The following is a 17,230-nucleotide window of genomic DNA, read 5'->3' on the forward strand; positions in this document are numbered from 1 at the left end:
CCTAGCACATGCGCACGTTTCTGCTCGCACTGGTCATGATGGTGTCGCTGGGGCTTCAGGCCCAGCAGTATGCCTCTGCTGGTCCTGCTCTGATTCCGGCTGAGGAACTGGGTGGCACGCTTGTCAGCGGCACCTTGGTAGACAGCACCGGTAAGCCAGTTGCCAATGCCTACATCACGCTCGTGGGTCGTACCACCGTTCGCACCGACGCCCGTGGTGCCTTCGAGTTTCGCAACGTTCCGGCAGGCACTTATGCCGTCCGTGTGTCGCTGCCCGAAGGGGGTGCTCTCGAACTGGATGCCATTACCGTTACAGAGGGTCAGGCGCAACTCGCGGTTGGCGCACTTCAGATTGCTGCCAAGGAATATCAACTGGGTCCGGTCACTGTAGAGGCCTTTGGTCGCAGTTGGCATGGCATTGGCCGCCTGCCCGATGTGGCCGCCACCGAGCTCTATGCAGGCAAAAAGTCGGAAGTCCTTGTGATGGACGCGCTGGAAGTAAATGCAGTACAGAACGTGTCGCGTCAGGTCTTTGCCAAAGTACCCGGTATCATGGTATGGGAGAGCGAAGGCAGTGGCGTGCAGATCAACATAGCTACCCGTGGCCTCAGCCCGAACCGCAGTTGGGAATTCAACACCCGCCAGAATGGCCATGACATTGCCTCTGATCCTTTCGGCTATCCAGAGGCTTATTACAACCCCGCCATGGAAAGCGTGGAGCGCGTAGAGATAGTGCGTGGCGCTGGGGCACTCCAGTACGGCTCGCAGTTTGGAGGCATGGTCAACTACATCATCCGCAAAGCTCCCGAAGACAAGCCCTTCAGCATTCTGTCGCGCCAGACGGGCGGCAGCTACGGCCTCTTCAGCAGCTATAACCTCATCGGTGGCCGCAGTGGCAAGCTTTCCTACACTGGGATGGCACATTACCGTCAGGCCGATGGCTGGCGCCAGAACAGCGCGTTTTCCATTCTCAATACCTACGCCGCGCTCGATTACGACCTGAAGCCCAACACCCGTATCGGCGCCGACTTCACCTACAGTGAACTCAGTTCGCGCCAGCCCGGTGGCCTCACCGACTCGCTTTTCCGCGACAATGCCCAGCAGTCGTTCCGCAGCCGCAACTGGTTCCGCATTCGCTGGATGATGCCCTCCGTCTATCTGAAGAGCCAGCTCACCGACTCGCTCAACCTTTATGTCCGTGCCTTCGGTATTCTGGGCCAGCGATACAGCATCGGCAACGTAGCTGCCGCAAACGTCCTTGCCGATAACCCCGCCAGCATCCGCCGCTCAGACCGTGACGACTACACCAACTTCGGGATAGAAGGCCGTTTGGGGTATACTTATATGCTGGGTTCGGTGCAGTCAAAGGCGGTTCTTGGTCTGCGTTACTTCAATGGCGAAACCACCCGCCAGCGCGGTAACGGTACCGCTGGCGCTGAAGAAGATTACAGCATCCAGGTGCCGGAAAGCGCCATGCCGCTGAACCTCACCTTCGGTACCGAAAGCTACTCTGCCTACATTGAGAACGCTTTCCGTCTGGGTCAGGTAACGGTCACGCCCGGCATCCGCTATGAGCATATCCGCAACACCGGTGCCGGTACGCTCTCAGGCGTAGTACCTGCTTCGCAGGGGCTGCAGAACCGTTCGGTGGTACTGGCTGGTGTGGCTCTCAGTTACAAGCCACTTCAGAGCCTCGAAGTGTATGGCAATTTCACACAGGCGTATCGCCCCTTTCTCTTCAGCGATCTGTATCCCGCTTCGCCCGCAGATAGCGTAGCCCCCAACAGCCTGAAGGACGTAAATGGCTACAACACGGACCTTGGCGTTCGTGGCCGTATCGAAGGTTGGTTCAGCTACGACATCAGCTTCTTTTACCTCCAGTACCAGGACCGCGTAGGCACACTGCTGGTCAATGGCAAGAACCTTAAGACCAACCTGGGCGCCAGTCGCAGTCAGGGCATTGAGAGCTACGTGGAAATCAACCCCTTCAAGGCGTTGGATGTAGACCTTGGGGGTGTGGAAGTGTCGCTGTACAACACCACCTCCTATGTGGACGCCCGCTACACCGAAGGTCCTTCCAAAGACAAGGTGGTGGAATATGCCCCACGATGGACACTGCGCAGCGGCCTGAGTGTTCGTTACGCTGGCTTCCGCACCACGCTGGCGCATAGCTACACCGACAAAGTGTACACCGATGCCGCCAATACCGAGAACCCCTCGGCCAATGCTCAGGCTGGCGCCATCACCGCTTACCGCGTGCTTGACTGGAACTTCACGTGGGATATCCGTAAGTGGTTCGAACTGTCAGGAGGCGTCAACAACATTGCAGATGTCCGCTATGCTACCCGTCGTGCAGGTGGCTACCCTGGTCCCGGTCTGATGCCTGCCGAACCCCGCACTTTCTATCTGGGTGCTGGCATCCGCTTCTGATTCACTCATGCATGTTTGCAACCGCCGCCGGGGGAGAGAGCCCGGTGGCGGTTTTCTTTTTCTTACCCTCTGGGAATTGCTGCGCTTCCTGATTGGTTTAAATCTAAATTAGCCGCCACTTTCATCTGCTATGGCTACTGTACCGTTGTCGGGTTTGGAAAAGGGAGAACGCGCTGTGGTACGCCGTATTGGCCCCACCGAAGCCCGTATTGCCCTCATGAACATGGGCCTCATGCCCGGCGATCTCGTCGAGGTTACGGATATGGCACCCCGTGGCTGCCCCATTGCCATCAAGGCCCGTGGCACGAAAATCGCCCTGCGCAGGTCCCTCGCCGAGCAGATTGAAGTAGAGCGTCCTGCCGTTCATCCCTGACACTTTCCGGCTCGACGAACACCCACATGCCTGCACGCAACGTAGCCCTCGTTGGCAATCCCAATACCGGTAAAAGCTCGCTCTTCAACGAACTGACTGGCCTGCATCAGCGTACTGGCAACTTTCCCGGCGTGACGGTCGACCGTAAGGTCGGCGTGGCTACGCTCTCAAGCACCGTCAAGCTCAACCTGCTGGACCTGCCAGGCACCTACGGCCTGTACCCCAAGAGTGAGGACGAGGCTATCACCTGCCGCGTATTGCAGGAGCCACAGGACCCAGACCACCCCGATGCCGTCGTCGTCATTGCCGATGCCACCAACCTGCGCCCGGGCATTCTGCTCTGCACACAGGTCATTGACCTGGGCTTCCCTACGGTGCTGGTCATCAACATGGCCGATTTGGCACCAGAAGCTGGCGCCGATGCCCATGACCGCGCATTGGCCCGCAGCCTGGGGGTGCCGGTTGTGCGTACCTCTGTGCGCAAAGGCACAGGCATTGCCGAGCTGAAGGCTCTGCTGGCCTCCAACCTGCCCCTACCCAAGCAGCGGTTTTTCCGCGTGCCCGAGGGCCTCAATACCATTGTAGAGGACGTACGCACGCGGCTTGGTTTCAAGAGCGACTACGCCGCCTATCAGCGCCTGCTCGTGGGCGACTACCCTGAGCTTGCCATCCTGCGTCATCAGGCGGGCCTAACACAGCCTACCGAGCTCATCTCTAACGAGCTGGTCGTGCGTTACGACCGCATCGCCGACATCCTCGCGGCCGAGCCCGACGAAGATCTTGACCGCTCTGAACGTGCCTCGACCCGCCTGGACAAGGTGCTGCTGCACCCCATCTGGGGCTATGTCGTGTTCATTGGCCTGCTGATGCTCATTTTCCAGGCCATTTTTGCCTGGGCCAGTTACCCGATGGACCTGCTGGATGGCGCCATGGCGACCCTCGCCGATGGCCTGCGCACCACCCTGCCCGAAGGCTGGGTACGCGACCTCGCTGTGGATGGCATAGTAGCGGGCATTCAGGGCATTGTGGTGTTTGTGCCGCAAATCGCGCTGCTGTTCTTCTTCATCTCCCTGCTGGAAGAGTCGGGCTATATGTCGCGGGCCGTCTTCCTGATGGACCGGCTCATGCGGCCCTTCGGCCTCTCGGGCAAATCCGTCATTCCGCTGTTTGGTGGCTTCGCCTGTGCTGTGCCCAGCATTCTGGCGGTGCGCAGCATCCCCAATCGCAAAGAGCGCCTGCTCACCATTCTCATCACACCGCTGATGTCGTGCTCGGCCCGCATTCCGGTGTACACGGTGCTCATTGCCGTGTTTGTGCCCCCAGCAACAGTCTACGGTCTCTTCGACCTGCGCGGCCTGGTAATGGCGGGGCTGTACGGACTGGGCGTAGTGGTGGCGCTGATCGTGGCGCTTATCTTCAAGCGCATCCTCAAGTACAACAGTGATGGCCTGTTCGTGGCCGAATTGCCCAACTTCCGCCGTCCGCGTCTCGGCAACGTAGGCCGCCAGGTGTATGAGAAGGCCAGCGCCTTCGTCTTCGACGCAGGCAAGGTGATCCTGGTGCTGTCTATTCTGCTGTGGTTCCTGTCCTACAACTCGCCCCCCGGTCAGCACTCTGCCGTGCAGGCCAAGTATGAAGCCCAGCGCAAGGCCACTTCCGACTCCACCCTCGTGGCTGAGCTGAACAAGAAGGAAGCAGCCGAGATGCTGCAGGTCAGCTATGCAGGTTATCTGGGCCGAACCATTGAGCCAGTCATTGCGCCGCTGGGCTACGACTGGAAAATCGGCATTGCTCTCATCTCCAGCTTTGCCGCCCGCGAAGTCTTTGTCGGCACCATGAACACGCTTTATGCCTTGGGTGAAGGCGACGACGAGGCTGGCTACAGCAAGCTCTCTGATCGCCTGCGCGCGGAAAAGCGCCCCGATGGCACACCCCTGTATACATCAGCCGTGGCACTCAGCCTGCTGGTGTTCTACGCACTGGCCATGCAGTGCATGAGTACGCTGGCCGTCATCAAGCGCGAAACTGGCGGCTGGAAGTGGGCCACCATACAGCTGGTGTACCAGAGTGGCATAGCCTACCTGCTGGCGCTCATCACCTATCAGGTGTTCAGCTAGGGTATAGGGTAATACCGTCAGGCCATCACGGCCACATAGCTGAAAATGGGCTCGGCCCATTCGGTATTTCCAGCAATACGGACTGCCTTCTCCAGTTCTGCTCGGGTTTTCAGACCCTTGCTCAGCAGCTTCCAGGCTTCGTCGTGCAGCAGGGTAATGGTGGTGGCGGCAGTATCCGGCGCTTCTGCAGTATACACCTGCCAGCCTTTCTCATATACCAGCAGCCAGGCGGCATCTGGTAAGCCAGCTACTTCCACTCTGACGTTTGTTCCTTCAGGCGGTGTTATGCTTCGCCAGCCATGTGGCAGGCCCAGTGCCGAGGTCTGAAGATACGGCAGGTAGAATGCAGGGGAGAGGCAATCCGGCTGGCCCGTGGCATGGCAGATCTGCTGGAGGTGCAGCCATCGTTCGGTATACTCCCTGGCAATGTCAAACCAGCACAGGCTGGCGGCTTCGCCTGCCCAGGCTACAGAAAAGAGAGCGGGGCTGAAAGGGTCCAGTGTCTGGACGTAAGCCGTAAGGGCTTTGTCGGTCATCAGCAGTTGTTCGCGCACGATCTGCGCACTCACCCGGCGATAAGCCTGCACCCAGTCGGCGTTCAGCTGATTCAGAAACCCAAGCAGCGCAGGATAGCTGCCGAGGTCGCGGTCGGGTGGGGGTGGCTGGTGGCCATCGCGCTGCATGGACAGGCGCCGCAGGGCTGTATCCAGTAGGTGTGCTGCGATATCCTTGACAGTCCAGCCCGGGCAAATCGTGTCGCGCTGCCAGTCGGTAGCTGAAAGCCGATTGAGTGTCAGCTCCAAATGCTGACTCAATGGCAGGAAGGTGGGTGCCAACAGCAAGGGTTCGAGCGTACGCATACCCAAAAATAGCAAGTACAAATCGATATGTTGACCGTCTTTTATTTGACGGAAAAATCGTCATATCTTGCAGTATGGAAACGCAGGGCCATACTTTTATGAAGGGGCGCGGGGCGCAGATCAATCCGCAGACCCGCTTTGGCGACCGCGCCCAGGTGGCGGCGCACATCGAGGCCATTGACGAGCCGCCGCCTGCCGCCATGCCTACCCAGTACTTCTACGACTCGCCCCGCCAGATCGTCAACAAAGTCGACAGCGAGGACGTCGGCATGTTCTACAGCCTCAATCCCTATCAGGGCTGCGAGCATGGCTGCATCTACTGCTACGCCCGCAACGCCCACGAGTACTGGGGCTACTCGGCAGGGCTCGACTTCGAGCAGAAAATCATCGTCAAGCGCAACGCCCCCGAGCTGCTCCGCCAGTGGTTCCGCAAGAAGTCGTGGCAGCCCATTCCCATCGGCCTCAGTGGCAACACCGACTGCTATCAGCCTGCCGAGCGCAAGTACCGCCTCACCCGCCAGCTGCTGGAAGTATTTCTGCAATACCGCAACCCTGTGGGTATCATCACCAAGAACGCCCTCATCCTGCGCGACATAGACCTTTTGGCTCAGCTGGCCAAGCTGCGGCTGGTGCATGTGTACGTCAGCATCACAGGCCTAAACGAAGATCTGCGCCAGGTGCTGGAGCCCCGCACGGTAACCTATCACAGCCGCCTGCGTGTGGTGCGCGAACTCACCGATGCTGGCGTGCCCGTCGGCGTCATGGTAGCTCCATTGATTCCCGGCCTCAATGCCCACGAGGCCCCGCAGGTGATAGAAGCCGCCGCCGAAGCCGGGGCGCTTACCGCTGGCTATACTATGGTACGTCTCAATGGCGCCGTAGCCCAGATTTTCCGCGACTGGCTGGAGCGCACCTATCCCGACCGTGCCGACAAAGTCTGGCACCAGATACAGGAGCTGCACGGCGGCAGCGTAAGCGACAGCCGTAAAGGCACCCGCATGCGTGGCGAAGGCGTACTGGCCGAAAGCCTGCGCCAACTGGTAAAGACCGCCGTGCGCCAGCACATGGCAGGCCGTCAGATGCCCGCCTACGACAATACGCTCTTCATCCGCAGCCCCGAAACGCCCACACTCTTCTAGGCCTGCTACCCGAAAATCAATGTAGCTTTACACTGCTATGGACGTTACGGCACTTTTCATTGGATTGGCCCTGGGGGCTGTGATTGGGGGTGCATTGGCCTGGTTTGCCCGCCAGTCGGCAATTGCGGCACTTATCACCAGCCGCGATGCCCTGGCTCAGCAGCTGGCCGAGCTGCAGCGAACACAGGACGCTGCCCGCCAGCAGGCCAGTGCCGCACAGGCCGAGGCCGCTCGCGCCACCGCCACCGCTACCGCCGCGCAGGAGAATTTTGCCGCCGCCGACCGCGAGCGCCTCAACCTCCGCAACGAAAATACCCAGCTCCGCGACCAGCTCACCGCCGAACAGACCGAGCGCAAAGCCGCCCTTCAGCGTCTGGCCGAACAGCAGAAGTATCTCGAAGAGATGCAGGTGCGCATGAACGAGCAGTTCAAGGTGCTGGCCAACGACATCCTCGAGGACAAGTCGAAGAAGTTTACCGAGCAGAACAAAACCCAGCTCGACACCCTGCTGAAGCCCCTGGGCGACAAAATCGAAGACTTCCGCAAGAAAGTGGAGGAAGTACACACCGAAGGGGTGAAGCAGCACGCCACTCTGCAACAGCAGGTCAAGGGGCTCTTTGAGCAGACGAATAGGGTGTCCAACGAAGCCAATGCCCTGGCTGCGGCACTCAAGGGGCAGGCCAAGCAGATGGGCAACTGGGGCGAAGAGCTCCTCTCGCGGCTGCTGGAACACAGCGGCCTGGTGCGCGACCGCGACTACCAGATGCAGGCTAGTTTCACCACCGAAGACGGTCGCCGCCTCCAGCCCGATGTCGTCGTCAACCTGCCCGAAGACCGCCATATGGTCATCGACAGCAAGGTGAGCCTCGTGGCCTACGAACGCTACTACAGCGCCGAAGACAAGCCCGCCCAGGACGCGGCCCTGCGCGAGCACGTGGCCAGCCTCCGGCGCCACATCCTGGACCTTTCGGCCAAGAACTATCCTGCCCTCTACCATCTGCGCACGCTCGACTTCACCATCCTCTTCGTGCCCATCGAGCCCGCCTACCTCGTAGCCGTGCAGGCCGACCCCAACCTCTGGACCGAGGCCTACGAGCGCCGTATCATCCTGTGCAGCCCCACCAACCTGCTGGCCATGCTCAAAATCGTGGCCAACATCTGGCGCACCGAATACCAGAGCCGCAACACGCTGGAGATAGCCCGGCAGGCAGGTGCCCTCTACGACAAGTTCATCGGCTTTACCAACGACCTGCTGTCGCTGGGCAAGCAGATGGAGCAGGCCAAGAAGTCGTACGACGCCGCCATGAACAAACTGGTAGACGGTAATGGCAATCTGGTGGTCAGCGTGGAGAAGCTGCGTAAACTGGGCGTAAAGACCGAAAAGCAGATGAACCCTGCGCTGCTGAACCGAGCACTGGGGCCCGACAGCGACATTGAAGTGCCCGGCGTCGACCCCGATGCGGAGGCCAATGGCTGAGCGAACCGATTGATGCGGCTTTTTACAGCCTGACGCGTCGGTAACAGGCGCTTTCGCCGTACTTTTGCGGTGTGATTCAAATTGCCGTTTTCGCCAGTGGCAGCGGCTCCAACGCCGAAGCGCTGGTGCGCCATTTCGCCAGCAGCCAGCTTGGTAGGGTGGTGCTCATCGTCACCAACAATCCCGAGGCAGGCGTCATTCATCGGGCACAGCAGTTGGGTGTTCCCCTGGCGCTCATTTCCGGCAAAACCGACCCCGACAGCACACAGGCCCTGCTGGCGCTGATGCAGCAGCACGGCATACAGCTCATTGCGCTGGCAGGTTACCTCAAGCGCATTCCGGCCGAGCTGGTGGCCGCTTTCCCCCAGCGCATCGTCAACATTCACCCCTCGCTGCTGCCCAATTATGGCGGCAAGGGCATGTACGGCCTCAACGTCCATAATGCAGTCATTGCCGCTGGCGAGGCCGAAACCGGTATCACCATCCACTACGTGGACGAGCACTACGATACTGGCGCTCCCATCTTTCAGGCCCGCCTGCCAGTACCGCCGGGTGCCACCCCCGAAGCCCTGCAGGCCGCACTGCACACATTGGAGTACACGCACTATCCTTCAGTCCTTGATAACATTTGCACCTCTCTGCTGGCACAGGCGGGGGGGTGAGGTGCTAACTTTGTTGATTCCCAAGAGGTATGTCCCAACCTGACGTTCAGCTGCGTTCCGCGCTATTATCCGTATTTGATAAAACGGGCCTCGAAGAGGTGGCCCGGGCGCTGCATGCGGCCGGCGTTAAGATCCTGGCTACAGGCGGCACCGCCGACTTCATTGCCAACTTGGGGCTGCCAGTCATTGAGGTGGCCGACCTCACTGGCTATCCCTCCATCCTCGGGGGGCGCGTCAAAACCCTGCACCCTGCTGTCTTTGGGGGCATTCTCGCTCGTCGCAGCAACCCCACCGACCTTCAGGAACTCGACACCCACAACATCGGGCCTGTCGACTGCGTTGTCGTAGACCTCTATCCCTTCAGCGAAACCGTTCGATCCACTACCGATGAGAAGGCTATCATCGAGAAAATCGACATCGGTGGTGTATCGCTCCTGCGGGCGGCTGCCAAGAACCACGCTGACGTCCTCGTGGTGCCCAGCATTGCCCACTATCCCCAGCTCCTCACTGCCCTGAAGCAGAACGGCGGCAAAGTGAGCCATGAACTCCGAAAAGCAATGGCCCGCGAAGCCTTTGCCGTTACTTCGCGCTACGACACCGACATCCACGCCTGGATGGCTGGCGAGCTTGCCCCGGCCACATCGCTCCGCTACGGCGAAAACCCCCATCAGGCCGCCCAGTTCATTGGAAACCTCGACGCCATCGTCACCAAGCTCAACGGCAAGGAGCTCAGCTACAACAACCTGCTGGACCTCGACGCCGCCCTGCGCCTTGTGGCCGATTTCTCCGACGCCAAAGGCCACGCCCTTCCCGGCGCTGTCACCTGCGCCATCATCAAGCACACCAACCCCTGCGGTGTAGCGACCCGTGCCACCGCGCTCGAGGCCTGGACTACCGCGCTGGCCAGTGACCCTACCAGCGCTTTTGGCGGCATCATTGTCCTCAACACGCAGGTGGATGCCGCAACCGCCCAGCAGATCTCCGAGCAGTTTTTCGAAGTTCTGGCCGCTCCATCGTTCGCGCCTGAAGCCCTCGATATCCTCAAGGCCAAGAAAACGCGCATTCTCCTCACGTATGCCGACCTCACGGCACTCGCGATGGAAACACGTCGTACTGCGCTCAACGGCACACTTGTGCAGCACGCCGATGGTGTAGCGGCCACAGCTGCCGAGCTCAATTGCGTTACCGACCGCCAGCCCTCTGCTGACGAAACTGCTGACCTCCTCTTTGCCGAGAAGGTAGCCAAGCACCTCAAGAGCAACGCCATTGCCCTCGTTCGCAATCGCCAACTCATTGGTGGTGGCATGGGCCAGACCTCCCGCATCGACTCCCTCCGCCACGCCATCGACAAGGCCCGCGCGCATGGGTTCGAAACCAACGGGGCCGTGCTGGCTTCTGACGCTTTCTTTCCCTTCTCCGACGGCGTACAGCTCGCCCACGAGGCAGGCATCGATGTGGTGCTGCAGCCCGGTGGCTCTGTCCGCGACGAAGAAGTCATTGGCTATGCCCGTGCCAACGGCATGTGTATGGTCCTGACAGGCAAACGCCATTTCCGCCACTGATACTACCAACGCGCCACACACGCTCTCTCCTCCACCTTCCGCACACAGGCATCCATGGGACTTTTCAATTATTTCAATAAAGACATTGCCATTGACCTCGGCACGGCCAACACCCTGATCATGCACAATGACAAGGTGGTGGTAGACGAGCCGTCCATCGTGGCAGTAGACCGTGCTACCAACCGTGTCATTGCCGTGGGCCGCGAAGCCCTGCAGATGCACGAGAAGACCAACGACAACCTGAAGACCGTACGCCCCCTCAAGGACGGTGTTATCGCCGACTTCACAGTGGCCGAGCTGATGATCCGCGAGTTTATCAAGAAGCTTCAGCCCGATCGTCGTTTCTTCAACCCCACGCACACCATGGTCATCTGCATTCCCAGTGGCATCACCGAGGTGGAGAAGCGTGCCGTCCGCGACAGCGCCGAACATGCTGGTGCCAAGCAGGTACACATGATTCACGAACCCATGGCCGCGGCAGTGGGTATCGGCCTGAATGTGGAAGAGCCTGTTGGCCACATGGTGGTAGATATCGGAGGGGGTACTACTGAGATTGCCGTTATCGCTCTTTCGGGCATCGTCTGCGACCAGAGTATCCGTATCGCTGGTGACGACCTCAACACCGATATCCTCGATTACATGCGCCGCCAGCACAACCTGCACATTGGCGAGCGCAGTGCCGAGCGCATCAAGATAGAAGTTGGTGCCGCTCTGCCCGAACTCGACAATCCGCCAGACAACATCGAAATCCGCGGCAAGGACATCATGACGGGCATCCCCAAAACCATTTCCATCAGTTACAAGGAAGTGGCCCATGCTATCAACAAGTCCATCATCAAGATCGAGGAAGCCGTACTGCGCGCCCTCGAACTGACACCGCCCGAGCTGTCTGCCGACATCTACGAGCGTGGCATTCACCTTACGGGTGGTGGCGCACTGCTCCGGGGCCTCGACATCCGCCTTTCGGAAAAGACCAAGCTGCCGGTTCACGTCGCTGAAGATCCCCTGCGCGCCGTTGTGCGTGGCACGGGAACCGTTCTCAAGAACCTGGCCAAGTACAAGGCGCTGCTGGTCAACAGCTGAGCCAACCACCTCTCTCCTCCGACGGTGACGCATGCGCAGACTCTTCGAGCTCCTGGCCAGTTATGGCAATCTCTTCCTCTTTCTGGGGTTGCAGGGGCTGTCGTTGATGCTGCTCTTCCAGTTCAATAACCGCCACCAGCTTCTTTACAACGCTTTTAGTCAAAGTGTTCTGGGCGGCATACAGGAGGTTAACTCCGACATCGACGGTTACTTTGATCTCGGTGTGCACAACGAGCAGCTGCTGGATGAGAATATGGCTCTGCGTATGGAGCTGGCCCGCACCCGCAATGAACTGGCCGAGATCAAGTACCGTGTGCCAATCAAAGGCCGGTTCAGCATCTTGCCCGATTCTCTCCTTCCGGCCTTTCGTTACAGGTTTATCCCCTGCCGTGCCATCAGCAACAGTACCATAGGGGACTATAATTACATCACGCTCAACAAGGGCACACGGCACGGCATACACCGCGAGATGGGGCTGCTCAGTGCTACCGGTGTAGTAGGCCTGGTAGTAGCAGTAAGCGAGAACTATTCCGTGGCCATGTCGCTGCTTAACAAGGATTTTCGTCTGAGTGCCCGTATCCGCTCATCCGAGGTCTTTGGAACCATTCAGTGGGAAGGTGGCAGTTCAGACTATGCGTCTCTGTTGTATGTTCCTCAGCACTTTCAGGTGGCTGTCGGCGACACCGTCGTTGCATCAGGCCACAGTACGCTTTTCCCCGAGGGCATCATCATAGGCACTGTCTCTGAAGTCAAGCCCAACGACCAGGGCAGCTTCCACGACATCACCGTCAAGCTCACGGCCGACTTCCATCGCCTCAACTATCTCTACGTGGTAGAGCATGAGAACCGCGTTGAGATTGATTCGCTCCAGCGATCGGTTTCACCTTCAACCCAGCCCCGCCAATGACCGATTCGCTCCGCTGGGTAGTGCTCATTCTCATCTTCCTGCTGGCCCAGTTCTTTCTGGGCGAACGTCTCCTCATTCGCGACGTAGCCGCACTGCACCTCTACGTCCTGCCAGTGCTGTTGCTACCTACCAATATGCCTCGCTGGGGGCTTTACCTCGTGGCCTTCTTCTGCGGCCATATGGTAGATGCCTTTACGTTGCCTCCAGGGCCCAATGCCATCGCCGCTGTCTCCATCATCGCCTTACGCGAGTTCTGGCTGCCTGTTGTGTCTCCTGTCTCGGGCCTCAACCAGCGCGACGAGTTCGACTTCTTCCGGCAGGATGTCACCTTTTACCTCGTCTACCTGGCGCCGCTCCTTATCATTTACGAAGTGGCCTACTACGGCATTCTCGACCTGGACCTTGGCTTGTATACCTGGCTCAAAATCATCCTCAGTGCCGTATACACCCTGGCAGCCTGTGTTGTAACTTTAGTATTGTTCCTCCGCCGCCGCTAACCTTTCTGTCTCAGCACTATGCAGGACCTACGCGAACGCCGTTTTGCCATTCAGGCCATCTTCGGCCTGGCGGTGTTCGTTCTCATCGTGCGCCTGTTCTATCTGCAGGTCATCAGTGACGACTACTCCGCCAAGGCCGACAAGAATGTGATCAAGCGCGTGGTGCTGCAACCCCAGCGGGGTGTTATCTACGACCGCAACGGCCGCATCTACGTCACCAACTCGCCCATCTTCAACCTTCAGATAGTCCCCCGCGAGCTGTCCATTCCTGACACATTTCGCCTGGCACGCCTTCTTCACATGGATCGCGATTTGCTGGTCAAGAAGATTAATGCCGCCTATCAATACAACCGCAACAAGCCATCACCACTCGCCAGTCAGGTCAACGCCGAGATCTATGCTCCCTTGCAGGAGCATCTCTGGGCTACAAGAGGCATCTACACCGAAGTTGGCAACTCTCGCAACTACCTCTATCCGGTTGGGGCCAACTTTCTGGGCTACATCTCCGAGGTAGACAAGCGCGATATTGACAAGTCGGCGGGCTACTACCAGCAGGGCGACCAGATTGGCCGATCGGGCCTTGAGCGCCAGTATGAGGAAGTGCTTCGTGGTCGTAAAGGGGTGAAAATGACCCTTGTAGATGTGCATGGGCGTGAGGTTGGCCCCTTCGCCGACGGTAAATTCGACACCATTCCCCAGAAGGGCGAAGACATTCAGATTACCATTGATGCCGAGTTGCAGCTCTTTGGCGAGGCGCTTATGGCCAACAAGTTGGGTTCCATTGTGGCCATTGAACCCAGCACAGGCGAGATTCTGGCTTTCATCTCTGCCCCGCATTACGACCCCAATCAGCTGACAGGAATGGAGTATGGTGCCAACTTCCTCTCCCTCGTCCGCGACACACTGAAGCCTCTGTACAACCGCCCATTGCAGGCCATGTACCCGCCAGGCTCTATCTTCAAGCTTACCAATGCCATCACAGCGCTCTCGGCAGGCACCATCACCGAGCATAGCAGCTATGGTTGCGCTGGAGGCTTTCTTCGCAACGGGGGGCGTCCCAAGTGCCACCGCCACCCATCGCCACTCAATCTTTTTGGCGCCATTCAGCACTCCTGCAATGCCTACTTCGCAGGCTCGTTTGTCGACATGCTTCACAGCAGCCGCTTCGAGAGTTTCACCGACGCCTACAACTTTTGGTATGAGTCCATGTCACGCTTTGGCATCGGCCACCGTACAGGTGTTGATATTCCCAACGAAAAGCCCGGGTCGTTGCCCACTGAGAATTACTTCAATCGTATCTACGGCAAGAACCGCTGGTTCGGCATGACCATCGTGAGTATGGCTATCGGCCAGGGCGAGCTGCTTATGACGCCTCTTCAGATGGCCAATGTTACCGCGGCCATCGCCAATCGGGGCTTTTATGTTCAGCCACACTTTTACCGTAAGCTCACCAGTGGCTCCGACCGGCGTATGGCCCACTTCGACACAGTCCGCACTGGCTTCGACCCCCGCTATTACGGCGTTACCATTGATGCAATGGAGAAAGTAGTGGAAGCAGGCACCGGGGTCACTGCACGCATTCCGGGGATTGCCGTCTGTGGTAAAACCGGTACTGCTGAGAACCCCCACGGCGAAGACCACTCGGTATTCATTGCCTTTGCGCCAAAAGACAACCCCAAAATCGCCATCGCCTGTATCGTGGAAAATGCAGGCTGGGGGGGTAGCTGGGCTGCTCCTATCAGCAGCCTCATGATAGAGAAATACCTGACGGGTCGTATCGCTGACCGCAACCGCCTCCTCTACATCCTTGATGGCGACTTTGTGCACAGCAAGCGCCTTATTGCGGCTGGTGGTGTCAAGCCCGACCGCCGCCTCGAGGCCATCCGTGCAGCAGCTCTGGCATCTGTTGTCAATCCGGGCGACAACGAGTTTGCCCGCCGCGCAGCTGCCGAAGCAGCCCGCAAGGAGGCTGCTGAAGCGGCCCTCCGCGGTGAAAAGCCTGCAAGCCCTGCGCCAGCACTGGCACCTGCCAGCGGCACACCGCCGCCCCCCAAGCCGCTGCCGCCTCAGCCCTCCGCCGACCAGCCCTCTCTGAACCTGCCCGACCGCAAGGATGACGGTGATGCAGGACCAGGAGGGCAGGACTGACTGTCAGCCTAGACGAAGTTGAACGCGTCGGCGTCGGCCTGAAAGGGGAATTTGCTTCGGTATTGCTTCAGTTCGTCCAGCGAAATCTCGCCAAAAACCACGCCCTCTACATCGGGCTCCAGTGCCGCCAGCTTCTCTCCATGGAAGTCGATGAGGAACGAGTCGCCCCGGTGGTGGTGACCGTTGCCATCTTTGCCCACCCGGTTTACTGCTGCCACATAGCACTGGTTTTCAATTGCACGTGAGGGCAGCATACGGCGCCAGTGATGCCCTCGTGTGTCGGGCCAGTTGGCTACATACACCAGCAGGTCATATTCCTGCACCGGTAACTTGCGCCGCGACCACACCGGGAAACGCAGGTCGTAGCACACCTGAGGCAGAATGCGCCACCCGCGCCATTGAACAATAATGTTCTTTACTCCAGCCGTGTATGTTTCGTGCTCTTTTGCCAGCGTAAACAGATGGTGCTTGTCATAGCGCCCCAGCAGCCCGTCGGGGCTCACCGCCAGCAGGCGATTGAAATACTTTCCGTCCTCCGAAATGATTACTGTACCTATCACCAGCGCATTATAGCGCCGGGCGGTTTCAAACATCCAGCGATACGACGGGCCGCCGCTTGGCTCGGCAAATTGAGCTGCGTTCATTGTGAAACCTGTTGCCCACGTCTCAGGCAGCAGAATTACATCCATGTGCTCATCCACTTTTTCCAGCAGTTGGCTGCATTTGGCCCGCGAGGCTTCAGGCGACTCCCAGCCAATATCGGCCTGGAGCATCGCAATCGACAGTAATTCGGTCATAGAATAGTTAGTTGGGTACAGGCTTTTAGAAGAGTCTCCTGCGTTTTGGCAAAGCAGAAGCGCAGCAGTTTAGGGTCGGTGCCGTCGGCATAAAAGGCCGAAATGGGTATGGCTGCCACCCCGCACCGGCGGATGAGTTCCAGTGCCATTTCGCTGTCGGGCAGGTCGCTCACCTGCTCATAGCTGTACAGCTGGAAGTAAGTGCCCTGGCAGGGCAGCGGCGTCAGGCGTGTTGCGGCCATCAGTTGCCCAAAGGTGTCTCGCAGGCCCTCGTACATGCGGCTCAGTTGCTGCTCAAAGCCAGGGTGGGCCGCCAGATAGCGCCCCATTGCCACCTGCGTGGGCGTGTGGGTACTGAAGGTCACGTACTGGTGGGCTTTGCGCACTTCGGCACTCAGCCACGCTGGCGCCAGGCCATAGCCTATCTTCCACCCGGTTACGTGCAGGTTCTTGCCAAAACTGCCCACAATGATGCTGCGGGCCGCCAGGTCGTCGTAGCGGGCTACCGACAGGTGTTGGGCTCCATCAAATACGATATGGGCATATACCTCGTCGGAAAGAATCAAGAAGGGATGTCGCTGGGCCAACTGTTGCAGTGCCACAATCTCTGCCTCGCCCCAGATGACGCCGCTGGGATTGTGCGGGTTGTTCAGGATTAGCAGTCGGGTACGGGGCGTCAGCACAGCGGCAATCCGGTCCCAATCGGGCAGGAAGCTGGGGGTCAGCAGGGGCACGTGCACAGGTATGCCACCCAGCAGCCGTACGCTGGGAGCGTAACAGTCGTAGGCGGGGTCAAGTATCACCACCTCATCGCCGGGTGAGAGCAAGGCTGCCAGCGACGCAAAAATCAGCTCGGTGCCGCCCGATGCAATCGTCACTTCGGTGGCGGAATCATACACACGTCCGAAGTTGCGGGCAATCAAGCGGCTTACTTCTTGGCGCAGCGCCAGCACACCCGCACTTGGAGCATACTGGTTGTGGCCTTCCTGCATCGCCTCATGCACCAGGTCCAGCAGGTGTGTATCCGGCATGAAATTTGGAAAGCCCTGCGCCAGATTGATGGCTCCGGCCTGGTGGGCTGCCTCCGTCATCCGGGTGAAAATACTCACCCCGGTACCCGGTAGTTTGCTGGTAAGAATGGAGGGGTTCACGTAGCTTGGTAGTCTGTTCAAATTAGGC

Annotated in this window: 14 protein-coding genes; 11 read left to right on the forward strand and 3 right to left on the reverse strand. The window is 59.0% G+C overall.

Annotated elements, in window-relative coordinates:
- Window positions 1-8: 8 nt before the first annotated feature.
- The 3 genes from AC2D8O_RS02925 to feoB all read left to right on the forward strand — a co-directional run bounded on the left by AC2D8O_RS02925 (window position 9) and on the right by feoB (window position 4,919).
- A complete protein-coding gene (locus AC2D8O_RS02925; protein ID WP_484677288.1) occupies window positions 9-2,429 on the forward strand; it encodes a carboxypeptidase regulatory-like domain-containing protein in 2,421 nt (806 codons plus the stop codon).
- Between the two features lie 130 nt (window positions 2,430-2,559).
- Window positions 2,560-2,802 carry a FeoA family protein gene (locus AC2D8O_RS02930; RefSeq protein WP_484677289.1) on the forward strand — a complete coding sequence of 81 codons (243 nt, stop codon included), beginning with the start codon at window positions 2,560-2,562 and terminating at the stop codon, window positions 2,800-2,802.
- Window positions 2,803-2,828: 26 nt separating this feature from the next.
- Window positions 2,829-4,919 carry a ferrous iron transport protein B gene (gene feoB / locus AC2D8O_RS02935; protein WP_484677290.1) on the forward strand — a complete coding sequence of 697 codons (2,091 nt, stop codon included), beginning with the start codon at window positions 2,829-2,831 and terminating at the stop codon, window positions 4,917-4,919.
- Window positions 4,920-4,936: 17 nt separating this feature from the next.
- On the opposite strand, the gene AC2D8O_RS02940 is transcribed toward feoB, so the two are convergent.
- Entirely contained in the window at window positions 4,937-5,779 is an 843-nt protein-coding gene (locus AC2D8O_RS02940) for a maleylpyruvate isomerase N-terminal domain-containing protein (protein WP_484677291.1), read from the reverse strand.
- Window positions 5,780-5,853: 74 nt separating this feature from the next.
- Between AC2D8O_RS02940 and AC2D8O_RS02945 the strand changes: the two genes are divergently transcribed.
- From AC2D8O_RS02945 to mrdA, 8 genes are all read left to right on the forward strand, one after another.
- A complete protein-coding gene (locus AC2D8O_RS02945; RefSeq protein ID WP_484677292.1) occupies window positions 5,854-6,918 on the forward strand; it encodes a PA0069 family radical SAM protein in 1,065 nt (354 codons plus the stop codon).
- A gap of 37 nt (window positions 6,919-6,955) precedes the next feature.
- The gene (locus AC2D8O_RS02950; RefSeq protein WP_484677293.1) at window positions 6,956-8,395 is read left to right on the forward strand and encodes a DNA recombination protein RmuC; all 1,440 of its coding nucleotides are present in this window, start codon (window positions 6,956-6,958) and stop codon (window positions 8,393-8,395) included.
- A 71-nt stretch (window positions 8,396-8,466) separates the two neighbouring features.
- A complete protein-coding gene (gene purN / locus AC2D8O_RS02955; protein ID WP_484677294.1) occupies window positions 8,467-9,057 on the forward strand; it encodes a phosphoribosylglycinamide formyltransferase in 591 nt (196 codons plus the stop codon).
- Between the two features lie 29 nt (window positions 9,058-9,086).
- Window positions 9,087-10,619, forward strand: a complete 1,533-nt coding sequence (purH, locus tag AC2D8O_RS02960) for a bifunctional phosphoribosylaminoimidazolecarboxamide formyltransferase/IMP cyclohydrolase (protein WP_484677295.1) — start codon at window positions 9,087-9,089, stop codon at window positions 10,617-10,619.
- Between the two features lie 54 nt (window positions 10,620-10,673).
- Entirely contained in the window at window positions 10,674-11,702 is a 1,029-nt protein-coding gene (mreB, locus tag AC2D8O_RS02965) for a rod shape-determining protein MreB (protein ID WP_484677296.1), read from the forward strand.
- Between the two features lie 31 nt (window positions 11,703-11,733).
- Entirely contained in the window at window positions 11,734-12,609 is an 876-nt protein-coding gene (mreC, locus tag AC2D8O_RS02970) for a rod shape-determining protein MreC (RefSeq protein ID WP_484677297.1), read from the forward strand.
- Window positions 12,606-13,106 carry a hypothetical protein gene (locus tag AC2D8O_RS02975; RefSeq protein ID WP_484677298.1) on the forward strand — a complete coding sequence of 167 codons (501 nt, stop codon included), beginning with the start codon at window positions 12,606-12,608 and terminating at the stop codon, window positions 13,104-13,106. The genes mreC and AC2D8O_RS02975 overlap by 4 nt, the downstream gene beginning before the upstream one ends.
- An 18-nt stretch (window positions 13,107-13,124) precedes the next feature.
- Complete coding sequence (gene mrdA / locus AC2D8O_RS02980; RefSeq protein WP_484677299.1) at window positions 13,125-15,254, forward strand: penicillin-binding protein 2; 2,130 nt, start codon at window positions 13,125-13,127, stop codon at window positions 15,252-15,254.
- An 8-nt stretch (window positions 15,255-15,262) separates the two neighbouring features.
- Here the strand turns inward: mrdA and AC2D8O_RS02985 are convergent, their stop codons facing one another.
- Window positions 15,263-16,051: an amidohydrolase gene (locus AC2D8O_RS02985; protein WP_484677300.1), complete on the reverse strand. Its 789-nt coding sequence runs from the start codon at window positions 16,049-16,051 to the stop codon at window positions 15,263-15,265.
- Complete coding sequence (locus AC2D8O_RS02990; protein WP_484677301.1) at window positions 16,048-17,202, reverse strand: methionine aminotransferase; 1,155 nt, start codon at window positions 17,200-17,202, stop codon at window positions 16,048-16,050. Before AC2D8O_RS02990 ends, AC2D8O_RS02985 begins: the two co-directional genes overlap by 4 nt.
- Window positions 17,203-17,230 lie beyond the last annotated feature (28 nt).

It is taken from the genome of Pontibacter sp. T17 (genome assembly GCF_057219875.1).